The organism is Burkholderia sp. MSMB0856 (genome assembly GCF_001524645.2).
GTDB classification, from domain to species: Bacteria; Pseudomonadota; Gammaproteobacteria; order Burkholderiales; family Burkholderiaceae; genus Burkholderia; species Burkholderia diffusa.
In genome coordinates this window covers 643,078-659,101 of the sequence record NZ_CP013429.1, presented here as the reverse complement: position 1 = coordinate 659,101, position 16,024 = coordinate 643,078, and the positions used below count along the sequence as shown (strand labels likewise).

Sequence of the window (16,024 nt, the reverse complement as noted above, 5' to 3'; positions counted from 1 at the left end):
CTCAGGGAGAACGCCATGTCCAGCGCAGCTCGTCATCCGAAACTCACGCGTCGCGGTATGCGTCGTCAGCAAGGCGCCGTCGCGATCATCGTCGGCCTCGCACTGGCGGTGATGATCGGGTTCGTCGGTCTCGCGCTGGACGTTGGCAAGCTGTACGTCACGCGCAGCGAACTTCAGAACAGCGCCGACTCATGCGCGCTGTCCGCTGCGCGCGACCTCACGTCGGCCATCAGTCTTCAGGTCGCAGAGGCGGACGGCATCGCCGCCGGCCACTCGAATTTCGCGTTCTTTCAGCAGAACGCGGTGCAGATGCAAACGGATTCGAACGTCACGTTCAGCGATTCGCTGACCAATTCGTTCCTGACGAAGTCGGCCGTCGCCACGCCGGCGAACATCAAGTACGTGAAGTGCACCGCGCAGTTGACCAACATCGCGCACTGGTTCATCGAAGTGCTCAACACGATTCCCGGCGTGCAGGTCGCGAACGCGGCGCAGGTTTCGGCGAGCGCGATCGCGACGGTGGGCGCCGGGCAGACCACCTGTGCGATCCCGGTGTTCGTGTGCCGGGCGTCGTCCACCGCGCCGTACAAGGTGGGCGACTGGATCGCGTCGCCGTCCGGCTCGTCGTCGACGTACGGGCCCGGCAACTTCGGCTGGGCCGCGCTCGACGGTTCGACGAACGAGCCGACGATCGCAAGCGAATTGTCCGGCAATACCTGCAACATCACGTCGCCGCCCAAGCTCGGTTCGACGGGCCTGAAGTCCGCGTCGCTGCGCGCCTGGAATACCCGCTTCGGCATCTACACGAACGGCGCCAACGGCTCGAGCGGCCAGCCGGACTTCACCGGCTACGCATACGTCGGCCCCAAGTACGGGCCGCCGGGAACCGCGGGCATCGTCGGCGACGCGTACACGCAGTTCGTGCTCGATCGCGCAAGCTTCAAGTCCTACCAGGGCGACGGCGCGCCGCCGGCCGGCAGCGGCATTGCGACCAATGGGACCGCCACGGCAAGCAACTATCAGACGTTCGGCGGCGACCGCCGCGTCGCGCTTGCCCCCGAGGGCGACTGCTCGACGCTGAATGGGGCGAGCAACCAGTTGACCGTCACGCAGTGGGACTGCGTGCTGATGCTCGATCCGCTGCCGTTCAGCCCGGGCGCCGGCGGGGTCGTCGCGCATCTCGAATACCTCGGCTCGGCGTCATCCGGCAGCACGCCTTGCGCGACGCACGGTTTGCCGGGCAGCGGCAGCTCCGTCGGCCTCAAGGTGCCGATGCTCGTTCAATAGGGGAGACGCGATCATGAAAAGGTTCCCGATTCGCCGGTCGCGCATGCGCGGTGTCGCCGCGGTCGAGTTCGCGCTCGTGCTGATGCCGATGATCGTGCTCGCGACCGGTGTGGCCGAGTTCGGCCGTGCGATCTATCAGTACGAGACCCTCACCAAGGCGACGCGCGACGCGGCGCGCTACCTGTCGGTCTATCTGCCGGCCGACAGCGCGTATCCACTCGCGGCGGCGCAGTGTCTGGTCGTCTACGGCAACACGACGTGCGGGTCTGCCGGCACCGAGCTGGTGCCGGGGCTCACGACATCGATGGTGATCGTGTGCGACGCCGCGCATTCGACCGATTGCGCCGATGCGTCCGACCCGCCGCAGTTCGCGAACCTGCCGACGTACGACTCGACCAACAACGCGGCGAGCGGCACGGCGACCGGCAGCATCAACGTCGTCGAGGTGAAGGTGAAGGGCTACCAATACCAGCCGATTCCGGCCTACCCGGGGTTGTCGTCGATCACCTTCGGCAACATCGTCACCGTGATGAGGCAAGTGTCATGAACGCGCGCCCCTTCCCGCTGTCGCGGTGTCGCGGCCAACGCGGCGCGACGATCGTCGAGTTCGCGCTGATCGCATCGATCCTGATCATGCTGCTGATCGGCATCTTCGAATTCGGGCGCGTGCTGTTTTACTGGAACACCGCGACCGAGGCCATCCGGCTCGGCGCACGCACGGCGATCGTCTGCGACGTGAACGCCGCCGGCGTCGTGAAGCGCGTGAAGTCGCTGATGCCGATGCTGTCGAACGCGAACGTGTCGGTGAGCTACACGCCGTCAGGTTGCGACGTGAGCTCCTGCTCGTTCGTGACCGTCAGCATCACCAACGTCACGGTCAGGACGATGATTCCGATCGCGAACGTCGCGATCACGATGCCGCCGTTCACCACGACGATGTCGCGGGAAAGCCTGAACTCCTCGACGGGCGGTAGCGCCTGTCAATAATCGAAACCGACGAGGCACAGTCATGATCAATATCCTCGTAGCTGCCGACGATACCGCCCGGCTCACGCAGACCGCGCGCCTGGTCACCGACAGCGGACACTATCGCGTGACCCGCGCGCATGGACGGCCGTCCCAGATCGAGCATCGAACGGACGGGCTCGATTCATTCGACATCCTGCTGATCGACGGCGCGACGACCGATGCGTCCGAGCTGTCGGCGCTCGAACGGATCTGCCGGCTGCACCCGGGCCTGACCTGCATCCTGGTGACGGCCGATGCGGCGCCGAACGTGCTGCTCGACGCGATGCGCGCCGGCGCGCGCGACGTGCTGCAGTGGCCGCTCGACCCCGCGGCGCTCGCCCGCGCGCTCGAGCGTGCCGCCGCGCAAAGCACGCGGCGCGACGGCGACGATACGCGCTTCGTGTCGTTCATGTCGTGCAAGGGCGGCGCGGGCACGAGCTTCGCCGCGAGCAACGTGGCGTACGAGATCGCCGAAACCCACAAGCGCCGCGTGCTGCTGGTCGATCTGAACCAGCAGTTCGCGGATGCCGCGTTCCTCGTCAGCGACGAGACGCCGCCGTCGACGCTGCCGCAGCTGTGCGCGCAGATCGAGCGACTGGACGGCGCGTTTCTCGACGCGAGCGTCGCGCACGTGACGCAGAACTTCCACGTGCTCGCGGGTGCGGGTGATCCGGTCAAGGCCGCGGAGATGCGCGAGGATGCGCTCGAATGGATCCTCGGTGTCGCGGCACCGCGCTATGACTTCGTGATCTTCGACATCGGCGTGAGCATCAATCCGCTGTCGATGATCGCACTGGATCGCTGCGACCAGATCCAGCTCGTGCTGCAGCCGGCGATGCCGCACGTGCGCGCGGGCCGCCGGCTGCTGGAGATTCTCGTGTCGCTCGGCTACCCGACCGACCAGATGCGGCTGGTGGTGAACCGGATGACGCGTGCGAGCGAACGGTCCCGCACCGCGCTCGAGGAAGTGCTGGGTCTGCACGCGAGCAGCACGATACCCGACGACGCCGACACCGTGCGCGAGGCGCTCGACCAGGGGCATCCGGTCTCGCGCGTCGCACGCAGCGCTGCGGTGACGCGTGCGTTGCAGGCCTGTGCGAAGCAGATCGTCGAAGGGGACGTGCGCACCCGGCACGACACGTCCAGCAGCGAACCGTTGATGTCACGGCTGTTCGGCCGCAAGGCCACGCCGAAGCTCAAGTCCATGTGAATCTTTCGGGGAAACCATCATGTCATTGCGCGAACAGATGTCCTTGTACCGGACGCAGCCGCAGGCGGCGGGCACCGAACCGGCAGGTGCGACGCATTCGTCGGTACGCGACGCGTACCAGAAGCTGCGCCGTGAAATTCATCTGGCGGTTCTTGAACGGGTCGAGCTGGAGCGCCTGTCACGCCTGCCGCAGGAACAGGTCCGGCAGGAAATCGCGGCGCTGATCTCGCGCATCCTCGACGAGGAGCGCCTGCTCGCGAACGACATCGAGCGGCGCCAGCTCGTGATCGACGTGTACGACGAAATGTTCGGTTTCGGACCGCTGGAGGCGCTGCTGCGCGACCCCGGCATCTCCGACATCCTCGTGAACACGTACCGCCAGGTGTACGTCGAGCGCGCCGGCCAGCTCGAACTGACCGACGTGACGTTCTACGACGACGCGCACCTGATGAAGGTGATCGAGAAGATCGTGTCGCGGGTCGGGCGCCGCATCGACGAATCGACCCCGATGGTCGATGCGCGTTTGCCGGACGGCTCGCGCGTGAACGCGATCATTCCGCCGTCGGCGATCGACGGGCCGCTGATGTCGATCCGGCGTTTCGCGGTCAACCCGCTGAAGATGGACGACCTCGTGAGTTACCAGAGCCTCACGCCGCCGATGGCGGAACTGCTCGATGCGCTGGCCAGGGCGAAAGTGAACGTGCTCGTATCGGGGGGGACGGGCAGCGGCAAGACGACGCTGCTCAACATCCTGTCGGGCTTCATCCCGCGATCGGAGCGGATCGTGACGATCGAGGATGCGGCGGAGCTGCAGCTTCAGCAGCCCCACGTGCTGCGGCTCGAAACGCGGCCGCCGAACATCGAGGGCAAGGGCGAGATCACGCAGCGCACGCTCGTGCGCAACGCGCTGCGGATGCGGCCGGACCGGATCATTCTCGGCGAAGTGCGCGGCGCGGAAGCGCTCGACATGCTCAATGCGATGAACACCGGCCACGAAGGCTCGCTCGCGACGATTCACGCCAACACGCCGCGCGACGCGCTCACGCGGCTCGAGAACATGATCAGCGTCGGCGGCCTGACGCTGCCGCCGAAGACGATGCGTCAGCAGATCGCGTCGGCGATCTCGGTGGTGGTCCAGGCGACGCGGCTCACCGACGGCAAGCGCAAGATCGTCAGCATCCAGGAGCTGACCGGGATGGAAGGCGACATCATCAACATGCAGGAGATCTTCACGTTCAAGCGCACCGGCATGGATCGCGACGGAACGGTGCGCGGGCACTTCTGCGCGACCGGCGTGCGGCCGAAGTTCGCCGAGCGGCTGCAGGCGTTCGGCATCAACCTGCCGGATTCCCTCTACGACCCGGCGCAGCGTTACGAGACGAAGTGACGACGCGCGTTCGTCTGATTCCGGGGAGGTCTCATGGACTCGATATTCTACGGTTTTGTGATTCTCACCTTCGTCGCGGTTGTGCTCGCGATCGAAGGTGTCTATCAATGGTGGAACTCACGCCACGGTGCCGCGGCACGCCGGATCGAGTCGCGCCTGCGCGCGATGTCGGCCGGCGGCAGCGTGCAACAGGAGCGACTGTCGATTCTCAAGAAGCGGATGCTCGACGAGTCGAAGCCGTTCGACCGGCTGCTGCTGCGCGTGCCGCGTGTGCAGTCGGTGGATCTGCTGCTGCAGCAATCGGGGCTCGACTGGACGGTGGCGAAGCTCGTCGTGTACAGCGCGGTATTGCCGGTGACGGCGATGCTCGTCCTGTTGTTCACCCCATTGCCGTTGATCGCCGTGGTGCCGATTGCGTTGCTGACCGCATGCTTTCCGGCCTTGTACGTGATGCGGCATCGCAACCAGCGGATGCTCAAGCTCGAGCGCCAGCTGCCGGATGTCTGCGACATGATCGCGCGCGCGCTGCGCTCCGGCCACTCCTTTACGAGCGCGCTCGGGATGGTCGGCGAGGAGTTTCCGGATCCGATGGGCGGTGAATTCCGGATCACGTTCGACGAGATCAATTACGGCGTATCGCTGCACGATGCGCTGGTGAACCTCGCGACGCGCGTGCCGGCCCATGACCTGCGCTACTTCGTGATCGCGGTGCTGATCCAGCGCGAGACCGGCGGCAATCTGGCCGAGCTGCTCGACAGCATCGCATCGCTGGTTCGCGAGCGCTTCAAGCTGTTCGACAAGGTCCGCGTGCTGTCGGCGGAAGGCCGGCTGTCGGCCTGGATCCTCGGGCTGCTGCCATTCGGCACGGCGGGCATGATGGCGGTGTTGAACCGGGAGTTTCTGTCGGTGCTCTGGCAGGATCCGGCCGGCATCAAGATGGTTGGCGTGATGCTGGGGTCGATGGCATTCGGCATGCTGTGGATTCGCCGCATCATCCGGATTCGCGTCTGACGCGTGTCTCAGGCTTCACGAACCGATTCGAGGTTGTCATGCAAAACCTGAGCGTAGTACATACCGTGATGCTGGCCGGCTTGTTCATCTTCGTCGCCGGCGGCGTGCTGGTCGCGATGCTGCTGTTTGCGCCGCGCAACATGGAGCGCCGGATCCAGCAGGCGAGCGGAGCAAGTGTCGGCATCGGCGCCGGCGCGGGCGACGGCGGCGGGCAGGCATCGCGCTGGGTCGCGAAGCTCGTCGAGCTGTCGCAACCGATTTCCCGGCTGTCGGTGCCGCAGGAGGGTTGGGAGAATTCACCGCTGCGGATCCGGCTGATGAACGCCGGCTGGCGCGATCCGAACGCGGGCGCGCTTTACTTCGCGGCGAAGACGGTACTCGCGCTGGCGCTGCCGGGCGCGGCGCTGCTGGCACTCGCCACGACCCGGCTCGCGGGTCAACGCATGCTGCTGTCGTTCATCCTCGTCGCGCTCGCAGGGATCGGCTACTACGTGCCGAACGTGATCCTCAAGCGGCGGATCGCGACGCGTCAGCGGGTGATCTTCGAGGACTTTCCGGATGCGCTCGACCTGCTGACCGTATGCGTCGAAGCAGGGCTCGGGCTCGATGCGGCGTTGATGAGGGTGAGCGAGGAACTGCGCTTTCGCAGCGAAGTGGTCGCGAGCGAGCTCGACTTGCTGCTGCTCGAGATGCGTTCCGGATTCACCAAGGAAACCGCGCTGCGCAATCTGGCACTGCGGACCGGCGTCGAGGACATCGAATCGTTCTGCGCGATGCTGATCCAGGCCGACCGCTTCGGCACGAGCATCGCCGAATCGCTGCGCGTGCTCTCCGACATGCTGCGCACGCGGCGGCGGATGCGCGCCGAGGAGCGCGCCGCGAAGATCGCGCTGAAGCTGCTGTTCCCGCTGATCTTCTGCATCTTCCCGGCGCTGATGTGCGTGTTGCTCGGGCCGGCGATGATTCACGTGTATCGCGTGCTGCTGCCGACCTTCACGAGTATCGGGCAGTAAGCAGCGGCGCGGGACTGCCGCGCGAACCGGATGTACGTGCCGCCTGGCATCGCCTGCCGGCACGGCCACCGTCTTCATGGGAGGCTCCTCCTCCCCCCGGGCGGCGCCGCGAGACAGGTCGATCATAGCGGCGTCAACGCAACCCGGACCCATGGTCGACCATGGAGACAGCCGTAGTCCACTGCCCGCGCGGGTGGCCCCCTACGGCTAACCCCGGACGCAGCCGCGGCGGCGTGCCGACCGGACGGAAAACCGCTCGGAACGGACCAGCCGTCACGGCTGAATCCATTCGTGTCGATAACGCGAGCGATTGTTTACCGGATTGCCGGTCGACGCAGGCAACCGCCGCGCGGCCGTGGCACCCTCGGTCCGCCAAGGCAGGGATGCGCCAGGCGACGACGTGGCACGTATCGACAGATGCCGCCGCCGATGCGCGCGTCATCGTGCCCGAAAATCTCCTTGAAATCGTCGATTCGAATTCCTACGATTGTTCAAAATCAGGCTTGAATGACGCCGCGAACTGGACGATCGCCCCGCGTCGCGGAAAGAACCAACACAACGCCTGAAAACCGAGCGACTGCCCGACGATACGGGCAACAGGCCAGTCAAGCACGATCGGGGCCGGGGGAATCATGAACGAATACGCAGCGCGATGCACGCCGCCTGACGCTTCATCGAACAGGCGCCCACCCGCGCGGACCGAACCCGCGATGCCGCCGGGCTTCGGCGTGCGTCGTCTCCCTCCCGATTCCTGACGGCCGGCGCGCGCAATCGCGCCCGGAACACCGCTTTCTCACCGACATCCTGTGCACCGACGCACACGCGTATCGGGCCGCTCGCGGCCGGCGTGGCGACACACGTCGCGCACTCGACGGACCGACATAACAATTCGAACGAGGGACGCAGCATGGCCATCCATGTGCCTGTGACACGCCGGACGTTTCTGAAGCTCGCCGGCAGCGGCGCCGTCGTCGCCGTTTCGGTTACGCATTTGCCGGCACTCGTACTCGCCGCAGGCGAGACGCAGGCCGATCCGGACGGCCCGAACTGGGCGCCGGTGCCCGGAAAGGCGCGCTGGCGCATCGACGGCATGCCGAAGGTAATGGGCCAGAAGATCTACGCGCGCGACTTCAAGTCCCGCGACTTCGTCGGCTGGCCGCAGCAGGAAAACTGGCTTTATGCACTGCGCTGCGACCGGGTCGACGCCGTGTACCAGGGCTACGATCTCGGCGTGCTGCCGCACGAACTGCGGCCGATCGCCATCGTCGATAACGCATTGCTGAGCGCGCGCAGGATCAAGCTTGCACCGGGACCCGATCCGATCGCGAACCAGGACATCTACTGGCTCGCGCGAGTGGGTTTCCCGGCGGACTGCTACGGGCAACCGGCCGCGCTGTTGATCTTCGAGAACTTCGACATCTATCGTCGCGCGAGGAAGCTGCTCGATTTCAATCGCAGCGTGATCCGGTACGGCGCGCCGGTCGGCACCGGTCAGGCTGCACCGGTCGTACCGTATTCGCCCGTGACCGTCTACGTGCGCGACGACGCGCGGCGGTTCAGCTACGTCGACAACTACCAGACCGACGGCAACGGCAAGCCGACGGCGAAGTACCTGGAGGAACGTGAGGCGGCGGTCGCCAACATCGATGCGACGATCGCCAGCCACGCGGCCGCCGGCACGTGGATCGGCATCCGGGCGACGGGCGACGACGGATTCGAGACGCCGGCGATGGACCCGATGTTCATGGAGCCCGAAGCGGGACTCGCATGGTACGACGCGTCCGCGTCGAAGATCAGCCTCGTGCTCGGCACGCAGTCGGCGAACGACGATGCGAATGGTGCGTGTGCGCTGTTCGACGGCAGCGCCGTCGCGGTCAAGGAGGCCCAGGTCATCGCGTGCTACCCGGGCGGTGGCTTCGGCGGACGCGACAAATCCTACTTCCCGCTGTATCTCGCCCTTGCGGCACCGTTTGCGAAGGGCGCGCTGCGTTGGCAGCAGTCGCGCTACGAGCAATTCCAGGTTGGCCTGAAACGCTGCGAAACGCAGTTCTCCGAATCACTGTGGTTCGACCGCCGCGGCAAGCTCGAAGCGATCACCTGCGATTTCCTGATGAACGGCGGCGGGAAGAAGAACCTGTCGCCGTACGTCGCGCAGCTTGCCGCGTTGAGCGCGATGAGCTGCTACGAGATTCCGCGGGCACGCGCGCAGGCCGCGTCGACCTACACGCGGGAAGTCTTCGGCGGTTCGCAGCGCGGCTTCGGCGGGCCGCAGGCGTTCATGGCGATCGAGACGTTGATGGACGAGGCTGCACGTCGGCTGGGGATGTCGCCGTTCGAGATCCGGCGCGCCAATCTGCTCGGCAAGGCGCCCGAGCTCGGCAAGGGCCGCGCGATCACGGGCGCGCCGATCCTGTTCGACCTGCAGCTGGACGCGCTGCTCGACCGGCTCGAACGTCATCCGTTATGGCTCGAGCGTGAGCAGATTCGTGCCGAGCGCAGCGCGCGCGGCCTCCGCTACGGTGTCGGCCTCGCGATGGCGAACGAAGCATACGGCACCTCCGGCGACGGGATGTTCGGGATGGTGCAGATCCTGCCCGACGGCAACCTGCGCGTGGTCACGCCGTACACCGACATGGGCAACGGCGCGGCCACGACGCTCGGTCTCGCGCCGGCCGAGTTTCTCGGGCAAAACGCGCAAACGATTGCGATGAGCGAGATCGGGCCGTTCAACGCGCTCGGGTTGAAGCGTTCGAGCAGTCCGCCCGACGACAGCAAGTACGTCTGCTACACCTACGGTTCGTCGAGCGCCTGTCTCGGCGCATTCCATCAGTACCACGCGGTCAAGGGCGCCGCGCAGGTGCTGTTTCTGCAGAGCGTGCTGCCCGCTGCGCGCGCGTGGTGGGGCATACCCGTGCGTGCGGAGGATGTGCGCTGGACCGATCGCGCACTCGCCGCGAACGGCCTCGCACCGATTCCGTGGGCGGCGCTGCTCGGCACGATTAGGAAGCTAGGATTACAGACGATCGCGGCCGTGCATGCGAGTTATGCCGGGTATTTCTGGAAGGGAACCTATCCGTTCGCGTCCGGCAATGCACAGGTCGACTACGACTACGTGGCGGTCGGCCTCGATCCGTATCACCTGACGCCGTTGAAGCGCGTGCTGCAGCCGCCGCCGGTCAATACGACGCTTTACGGGCGCACGACCTACGCGCCGTCGGCGACGCTCGTCGCGGTGTCCGTCGATTCGGCGACCGGACGCGTGAAGGTCGAACGCGTGGTGACGGCGGTGAGCGTCGGCCGACAGTTGTCGCCGGAGCTCGTGGAAGGGCAGTCGCAGGGCGCGGTCGCGATGGGTATCGGCAACGTGCTGACCGAAACCTGTCCGCTGGGGCCGGACGGGCCGGGCGGCGGCCGATGGAATCTGGATCGCTACGAGGTCACGCGGCTGCCGGACGTCCCCGTGCAGGAGCTGATCGCGTTACCGCCGCCCGGCGGCGATCCCGCGAATGCACGCGGCATCGCGGAAGCGGTGATGTGTCCGATCGCGCCGGCGCTGCTCAATGCGCTCGCGATGGCGACGGGGCGGCGGTTCCGGGTGACGCCCGTGACGCCGGAGAAGATTCGGGAGGCACTGCAATGAGCAATCCGGTCCGAATGATCGTCAACGGCAAGCCCGTCGAAGCAGACGCGGCCGACGCGGACATGAACCTCATCGACTTCCTGCACGAGCGGCAGGACCTGACGGGCACCAAGCTGTGCTGCGGCATCGGCGTGTGCCGCGCGTGCACGGTCGGCGTGCGCAATGCGCCCGATGCGCCGATGGAAAAGACGCTGTCGTGCTCGACGCCGGTCAGCGCGATGGCGGACATGCACGTGTACACGATCGAGGGGCTCGCGCAGGGCGGCGCGCTGTCGCCGCTGCAGCAGAGCTTTCTCGAGTCGTTCGCGTTCCAGTGCGGTTACTGCGTGTCGGGTTTCCTGATGGCCGCGACCGCGATGCTCGATCATCTGCGCGCGCAGCCGGTGCACGAGCGCGATCTGGACGCGATGATCGAAACTTGGGTAGGCGGCAACATCTGTCGTTGCACCGGTTACGTGAAGTACATCGAGGCCATTCGCAAGGTGGCGATACGCTACACGAAGGGGGCGGCATGACGATGAGAACCTGCGTCGTCGCGCTGGCGACGATGCTGGCCGCACAGGTCGCGCCGCTCGCGCTCGCGGCGGCAAGCGGCGATACGTCGCTGCACGAATATGCGCAGCAGTGCACCGACGAAATCGGCGAGATTCCCGCGTTCGACTGCAATGACGGCACCGATGTGCCGATCACCGTCAACGGCCGCGTGCCCGCGCGCTACGCGGCGCACATGACGTGCGATCGTCCGGCGCTGCTGCCCTACGACGCGCCGACGTCCGGACAGTGCACGCCGTATTCGAAGATCCTCGACCTGTCGCGCGGCGACACGCAGATCTCGGCGTTTTGCCGCCGCAAGCAGATCCGCGCGAACCGGAGCCCGTATTACGACGAAGTCGACATCGTGCTGCATCATGCGGGCAACGGCAAGACCTGCTGGTTTCATGCGGAGAAGGGCGGCACCGAGGGCATGAACGCAGCGCGCGTGCCGCCGCCGAACGAGACGACGCCGCCGCCCGGCCACCCGTCCGCGGCGGAGTTCTGGTGGAAGCCGTCCGCGACCGCGACGAAGCGCTGCGTGTCGTGTCACGACGCGAGCCCGGTCATGTACAGCCCGTGGATCGGCCAGGTCTGGAACAAGGTGCCGACCGACCCTTGGGGCAAGTACGTGAATCTCGGCGCCGACTTCGCGTCGTGGACGTCGCACGCGATCAGCACGCCGGGCAATACCTGCATCGGCTGTCACCGGATCGGCGATCAGAACAGCTGCAAGATCTACGTGCCGCTGGCCGCCGGTTTACTGCCGCCGCCGAAGGGAAGCAACGCGCGTGCGAGCCGGTATCCGATGACGCACTGGATGCCGATCGACAACAACAAGAGCCTGTATGAATGGAATGCGGCGAACGCGAAGTCGGTGAGCGACCTGCTCGAATGTTGTTCGGCGCGGGGCAAGAACGATCCGAAGTGCAGTTTCACGCCGGCGGCGCAGGCGGCCAAATAGGTCGCGCGCGGGTTGCGCGCCGGTTCCGACCGCCGGCACGTCCGGGCCGAGCGCCTGGCGTGCCGGCGGTATCGCGCAACGAGACCGGTTACTGCAGCCGATCTCGTCGCGCGTATTTCAGAAATGCACGACGGTCCGGATGGACTTGCCTTCGTGCATCAGGTCGAACGCTTCGTTGATGCCGGTGAGCGGCTTCGTGTGCGTGACGAACGGTGCCAGCTGGATCGTGCCGGCCATCGCTTCCTCGACCATGCCCGGCAGTTCGGAGCGGCCCTTCACGCCGCCGAATGCCGTACCGAGCCAGCGGCGACCGGTGACGAGCTGGAACGGGCGCGTGGAGATTTCCTGGCCGGCGCCCGCGACGCCGATGATGACGGACTGGCCCCAGCCGCGGTGCGCGCATTCGAGCGCGGCGCGCATCACGTTGACGTTGCCGATGCATTCGAAGCTGTGGTCGACGCCCCAGCCGGTCATGTCGACGATCACCTGCTGGATCGGCTTTTCGTGGTCCTTCGGATTGACGCAGTCGGTTGCGCCGAACACGCGTGCGAGGTCGAACTTGCCGGGGTTGGTGTCGATCGCGATGATGCGGCCGGCCTTCGCGAGCTTGGCGCCCTGAATCACCGCGAGGCCGATGCCGCCGAGACCGAATACGGCCACCGTATCGCCTTCCTGCACCTTCGCGGTGTTCTTCACCGCGCCGAGGCCGGTCGTGACGCCGCAGCCCAGCAGGCACACCTGCTCCGGGTTTGCGTCCGGGTTGATCTTCGCGAGCGAGACTTCGGCGACGACGGTGTATTCGCTGAACGTCGAGCAGCCCATGTAGTGATAGATCGGCTGGCCGTTGTAGCTGAAGCGCGTGGTGCCGTCGGGCATCACGCCCTTGCCCTGGGTGGCGCGCACCGACACGCACAGATTGGTCTTGCCGCTCTTGCAGAACAGGCACTCGCCGCATTCGGCGGTGTACAGCGGAATGACGTGATCGCCGGGTTTCACGCTCGTCACGCCTTCGCCGACTTCCACCACGATGCCGGCGCCTTCATGGCCGAGCACGGCGGGAAAGATGCCTTCCGGATCGTCCCCCGACAACGTGAAGGCATCGGTGTGACAGACGCCGGTATGGGTGATCTTGATGAGCACTTCGCCCTTGCGGGGTGGTTCGACGTCGATTTCGACGATCTGGAGCGGCTTACCCGCCTCGAACGCAACTGCGGCACGTGATTTCATGGCAATCCTGTCAAAAAAGAATCATCGAATGGCTCGGACGTCGACGAACCTGCACCGGTCAGCGCAAGTAGGACCGGACGAGGGTCACGATATCGTCGATCGATCCGGACGAGGGCCGCGGGGCGTCCGCGAGCTGGGTGAATTCCTCGCGCAAATGGCTTTCGAGCACGCCGGCCATCACGCCGTTGATCGCGCCGCGGATGGCAGCCAGTTGCTGAAGTATCGGACCACAGTCCGCCCCCTCCTCGAGCGCTTGCTCGAGCGCGTTCAGTTGCCCGCGAACACGGCGCACGCGGGTCAGGACGCGTTTCTTTTCTTCGGGGGAATGGGGCATGGGATCGGTGGGTTCCGGATACTGGGGGGCAGTATAGAGCAATGCGGCGCGGAGGTATACGGGATCGCTGCCGGGCAGGCGCCGCGTGCGTGCGCCTGCCCGGCATACGGTCAGATCAGCAGCGTGAGTGTGCGGAACAGTGCAAGATCCTCGTTGCGCGCCGACCGCGCATGCCGCCGGATCACCTGCAGCAGGCAGTCGATGAAGCAGCGCGCGGCGTCGCTCAGCGTGCTGCTGCGGCGCGTGACGATGCCGAGTTCGCTCGGCTCGAAGGTCTCCCTGAGCGACAGCACGCGCATCCGTTCACCGAACGGCGGCACCGCCGCGAGGATCGTCGGGCACCACGTGCACATGCCGGCCTGCTCGAGCATCGTCTGCAGCATCGCGACCGATTGCGCGCGCACGATGCGCCGTTCGTCGATCCGTGCGCCGTGCCGCGTGAACAGATAGTCGACGAGCGCGGCCTGGCCGTCGGCCGACGAATTCAGCACCCAGTCGCATTCGAGCAGGTCGTGCACCGACTTCGCGCGTTCGAGCGGATGCCCGGCGCGCACCATCACCGACGTCTCGTAGCGCAGCAGCGGCTCGAACGCGAATTCCTGCGCGCCGCCGCCGGCCTGCACGTGACCCAGCGCGAAATCCATGCTGCCGTCGCGCAGCAGCGGTTGCGCGACGGCCATCAGCGCTTCGTAGAGTTCGAGGCGCACGTCGGGCATCCGCTCGCGAAACCGCAGCACGGTTTCCGCGAGGAACGTCATCGTCAGCCACGGCGTGACGCCGACGCTCAGCCGCCCCTCGACGCGCCCGCGCATTCGTTCGAGATCGCTTTGCGCGTGCTCGAGCTGCTTGAGCACGAGCTTCGCGTGCGTGAGCAAGGTTTTCCCGTATTCCGTGAAGCCGATGCCTTCCGGCGCGCGCACCAGCAGCGGCAGGCGCTCGCTGGCCTCCAGCTCGCGCAGCGCGCGGGTGACGGCCGCCTGCGACAGCCCGAGCGTGCGCGCCGCGCCGCGGATGCTCCCGGCCTCCGCGCTCGCGACGAGCGCCTGCAGTTGATGCAGCTTGATCGTGCTCATGGTGCGATACCCGACAACGAAAGGTTGTCATCATAACGAAACTGCGGCTGTTCGCCGGTTTTTTCGCTGCCTACGATTTCGCCACGATCCGCCATCCCGGCGATCGACAACCGGCACGCATCGAGGAGTAACGGGGTTGGATCGAGCACGCATTCCGCCTGAAATGGCGGCCATCGAGACGGAAATGATCGCGTTGCGCCACCGGCTGCATGCGCATCCGGAGCTCGGGTTCGAGGAACACGCGACGAGCGAACTCGTCGTCGATCGCCTGACAACATGGGGTTATCGCGTCACGCGCGGGCTCGGCGGCACGGGGGTGGTCGGCACGCTCACGCGCGGCACGGGGAAGCGGCTCGGGCTGCGCGCGGACATGGATGCGCTGCCGATCCGCGAGACGACCGGGCTGCCGCATGCGAGCCGGCGCGACGGCGTGATGCATGCGTGCGGCCACGACGGCCATACCGCGATGCTGCTCGCGGCCGCCCGCTGCATCGCGGAGCGCGGACGCTTCAGCGGCACGCTGAACCTGATTTTCCAGCCGGCGGAGGAAGGGCTCGGCGGCGCGAAGCGGATGATCGACGACGGGCTGTTCACGCAGTTTCCGTGCGATGCCGTGTTCGCGATGCACAACGTGCCGGGGTTGCCGGCGGGCGTGCTCGGCTTCTGCGACGGCCCGGCGATGGCGTCGGCCGACGAGGTGCGTGTGCGCGTGACCGGGCAAGGTGGCCATGGCGCGGCGCCGCACACGACGATCGATCCGGTGGTGGTCTGCGCCTCGATCGTGATGGCGTTGCAGACGGTCGTGTCGCGCAACGTGAATCCGCAGGAACTGGCGATCGTCACGACCGGCTCGATTCATGCAGGCACCGCATCGAACGTGATTCCGCCGCATGCGGATCTGGAACTGAGCGTGCGGGCGCTGTCGCCGGACGTGCGCGCGCTGCTCGAACGGCGCGTCCGCGCGATCGTGCACGGGCAGGCCGACAGCTACGGCGCGACGGCCGAAATCGACTATCGCCACGGCTATCCTGTGCTCGTCAATCACGCGGCGGAAACCGCGTTCGCCCGCGACGTCGCGCGTGAATGGGGCGGCGACGATGCGCTGATTCCGCACCTGCGGCCGATCGCGGCGAGCGAGGACTTCGCGTTCATGCTCGACGTCTGCCCGGGCAGCTACCTGTCGATCGGCAACGGCGACGGCGCGGCCGGCTGCGGGCTGCACAACCCCGGCTACGACTTCAACGATGCGTGCCTCGCGACGGGCGCGAGTTACTGGATCGCGCTCGCCGAGCGCTACCTCGCGTGAGGCGGCCGGACCGATTCGATTTACCTTCAACGA

The 16,024-nt window shown here is 66.5% G+C and carries 16 protein-coding genes; 12 read left to right on the top strand and 4 right to left on the bottom strand.

Going from position 1 to position 16,024, the window contains the following annotated elements:
* Positions 1-15: 15 nt before the first annotated feature.
* From WS87_RS31735 to WS87_RS31690, 11 genes are all read left to right on the top strand, one after another.
* On the top strand, positions 16-1,287 hold the full coding sequence (locus WS87_RS31735) for a pilus assembly protein TadG-related protein (protein ID WP_059820048.1): 1,272 nt from the start codon (positions 16-18) through the stop codon (positions 1,285-1,287).
* Between the two features lie 13 nt (positions 1,288-1,300).
* Positions 1,301-1,834, top strand: coding sequence for a TadE/TadG family type IV pilus assembly protein (locus WS87_RS31730; protein ID WP_059690483.1), 534 nt, complete (start codon positions 1,301-1,303; stop codon positions 1,832-1,834).
* Positions 1,831-2,274, top strand: coding sequence for a TadE/TadG family type IV pilus assembly protein (locus tag WS87_RS31725; RefSeq protein WP_059820049.1), 444 nt, complete (start codon positions 1,831-1,833; stop codon positions 2,272-2,274). Before WS87_RS31730 ends, WS87_RS31725 begins: the two co-directional genes overlap by 4 nt.
* A 22-nt stretch (positions 2,275-2,296) precedes the next feature.
* Positions 2,297-3,505, top strand: coding sequence for an AAA family ATPase (locus WS87_RS31720; RefSeq protein WP_059536047.1), 1,209 nt, complete (start codon positions 2,297-2,299; stop codon positions 3,503-3,505).
* Positions 3,506-3,524: 19 nt separating this feature from the next.
* On the top strand, positions 3,525-4,892 hold the full coding sequence (locus tag WS87_RS31715; RefSeq protein ID WP_059536051.1) for a CpaF family protein: 1,368 nt from the start codon (positions 3,525-3,527) through the stop codon (positions 4,890-4,892).
* 33 nt (positions 4,893-4,925) lie between these two features.
* The gene (locus WS87_RS31710) at positions 4,926-5,903 is read left to right on the top strand and encodes a type II secretion system F family protein (protein WP_059820050.1); all 978 of its coding nucleotides are present in this window, start codon (positions 4,926-4,928) and stop codon (positions 5,901-5,903) included.
* Between the two features lie 38 nt (positions 5,904-5,941).
* Complete coding sequence (locus WS87_RS31705) at positions 5,942-6,916, top strand: type II secretion system F family protein (RefSeq protein WP_059690485.1); 975 nt, start codon at positions 5,942-5,944, stop codon at positions 6,914-6,916.
* Between the two features lie 383 nt (positions 6,917-7,299).
* Positions 7,300-7,482, top strand: a complete 183-nt coding sequence (locus tag WS87_RS33825) for a hypothetical protein (RefSeq protein WP_159085731.1) — start codon at positions 7,300-7,302, stop codon at positions 7,480-7,482.
* Between the two features lie 341 nt (positions 7,483-7,823).
* On the top strand, positions 7,824-10,556 hold the full coding sequence (locus WS87_RS31700) for a xanthine dehydrogenase family protein molybdopterin-binding subunit (protein ID WP_059820051.1): 2,733 nt from the start codon (positions 7,824-7,826) through the stop codon (positions 10,554-10,556).
* On the top strand, positions 10,553-11,071 hold the full coding sequence (locus tag WS87_RS31695) for a (2Fe-2S)-binding protein (RefSeq protein ID WP_059690487.1): 519 nt from the start codon (positions 10,553-10,555) through the stop codon (positions 11,069-11,071). Before WS87_RS31700 ends, WS87_RS31695 begins: the two co-directional genes overlap by 4 nt.
* Complete coding sequence (locus WS87_RS31690; protein ID WP_059820052.1) at positions 11,068-12,051, top strand: hypothetical protein; 984 nt, start codon at positions 11,068-11,070, stop codon at positions 12,049-12,051. The genes WS87_RS31695 and WS87_RS31690 overlap by 4 nt, the downstream gene beginning before the upstream one ends.
* Before the next feature lie 117 nt (positions 12,052-12,168).
* Here the strand turns inward: WS87_RS31690 and WS87_RS31685 are convergent, their stop codons facing one another.
* The 4 genes from WS87_RS31685 to WS87_RS33820 form a co-directional block, all read right to left on the bottom strand.
* Positions 12,169-13,278, bottom strand: a complete 1,110-nt coding sequence (locus WS87_RS31685) for an S-(hydroxymethyl)glutathione dehydrogenase/class III alcohol dehydrogenase (protein ID WP_059536073.1) — start codon at positions 13,276-13,278, stop codon at positions 12,169-12,171.
* 58 nt (positions 13,279-13,336) lie between these two features.
* Positions 13,337-13,612, bottom strand: a complete 276-nt coding sequence (frmR, locus tag WS87_RS31680) for a formaldehyde-responsive transcriptional repressor FrmR (protein WP_006753040.1) — start codon at positions 13,610-13,612, stop codon at positions 13,337-13,339.
* A gap of 110 nt (positions 13,613-13,722) precedes the next feature.
* Positions 13,723-14,685, bottom strand: a complete 963-nt coding sequence (locus tag WS87_RS31675) for a LysR substrate-binding domain-containing protein (protein ID WP_059820053.1) — start codon at positions 14,683-14,685, stop codon at positions 13,723-13,725.
* The gene (locus WS87_RS33820) at positions 14,682-14,834 is read right to left on the bottom strand and encodes a hypothetical protein (RefSeq protein WP_156441476.1); all 153 of its coding nucleotides are present in this window, start codon (positions 14,832-14,834) and stop codon (positions 14,682-14,684) included. Before WS87_RS33820 ends, WS87_RS31675 begins: the two co-directional genes overlap by 4 nt.
* On the opposite strand from WS87_RS33820, the gene WS87_RS31670 reads away from it, so the two are divergent.
* Positions 14,822-15,991 carry a M20 aminoacylase family protein gene (locus WS87_RS31670; protein WP_059820054.1) on the top strand — a complete coding sequence of 390 codons (1,170 nt, stop codon included), beginning with the start codon at positions 14,822-14,824 and terminating at the stop codon, positions 15,989-15,991. The two genes, WS87_RS33820 and WS87_RS31670, sit on opposite strands and share 13 nt — an antisense overlap.
* The last annotated feature ends 33 nt before the right edge of the window (positions 15,992-16,024 follow it).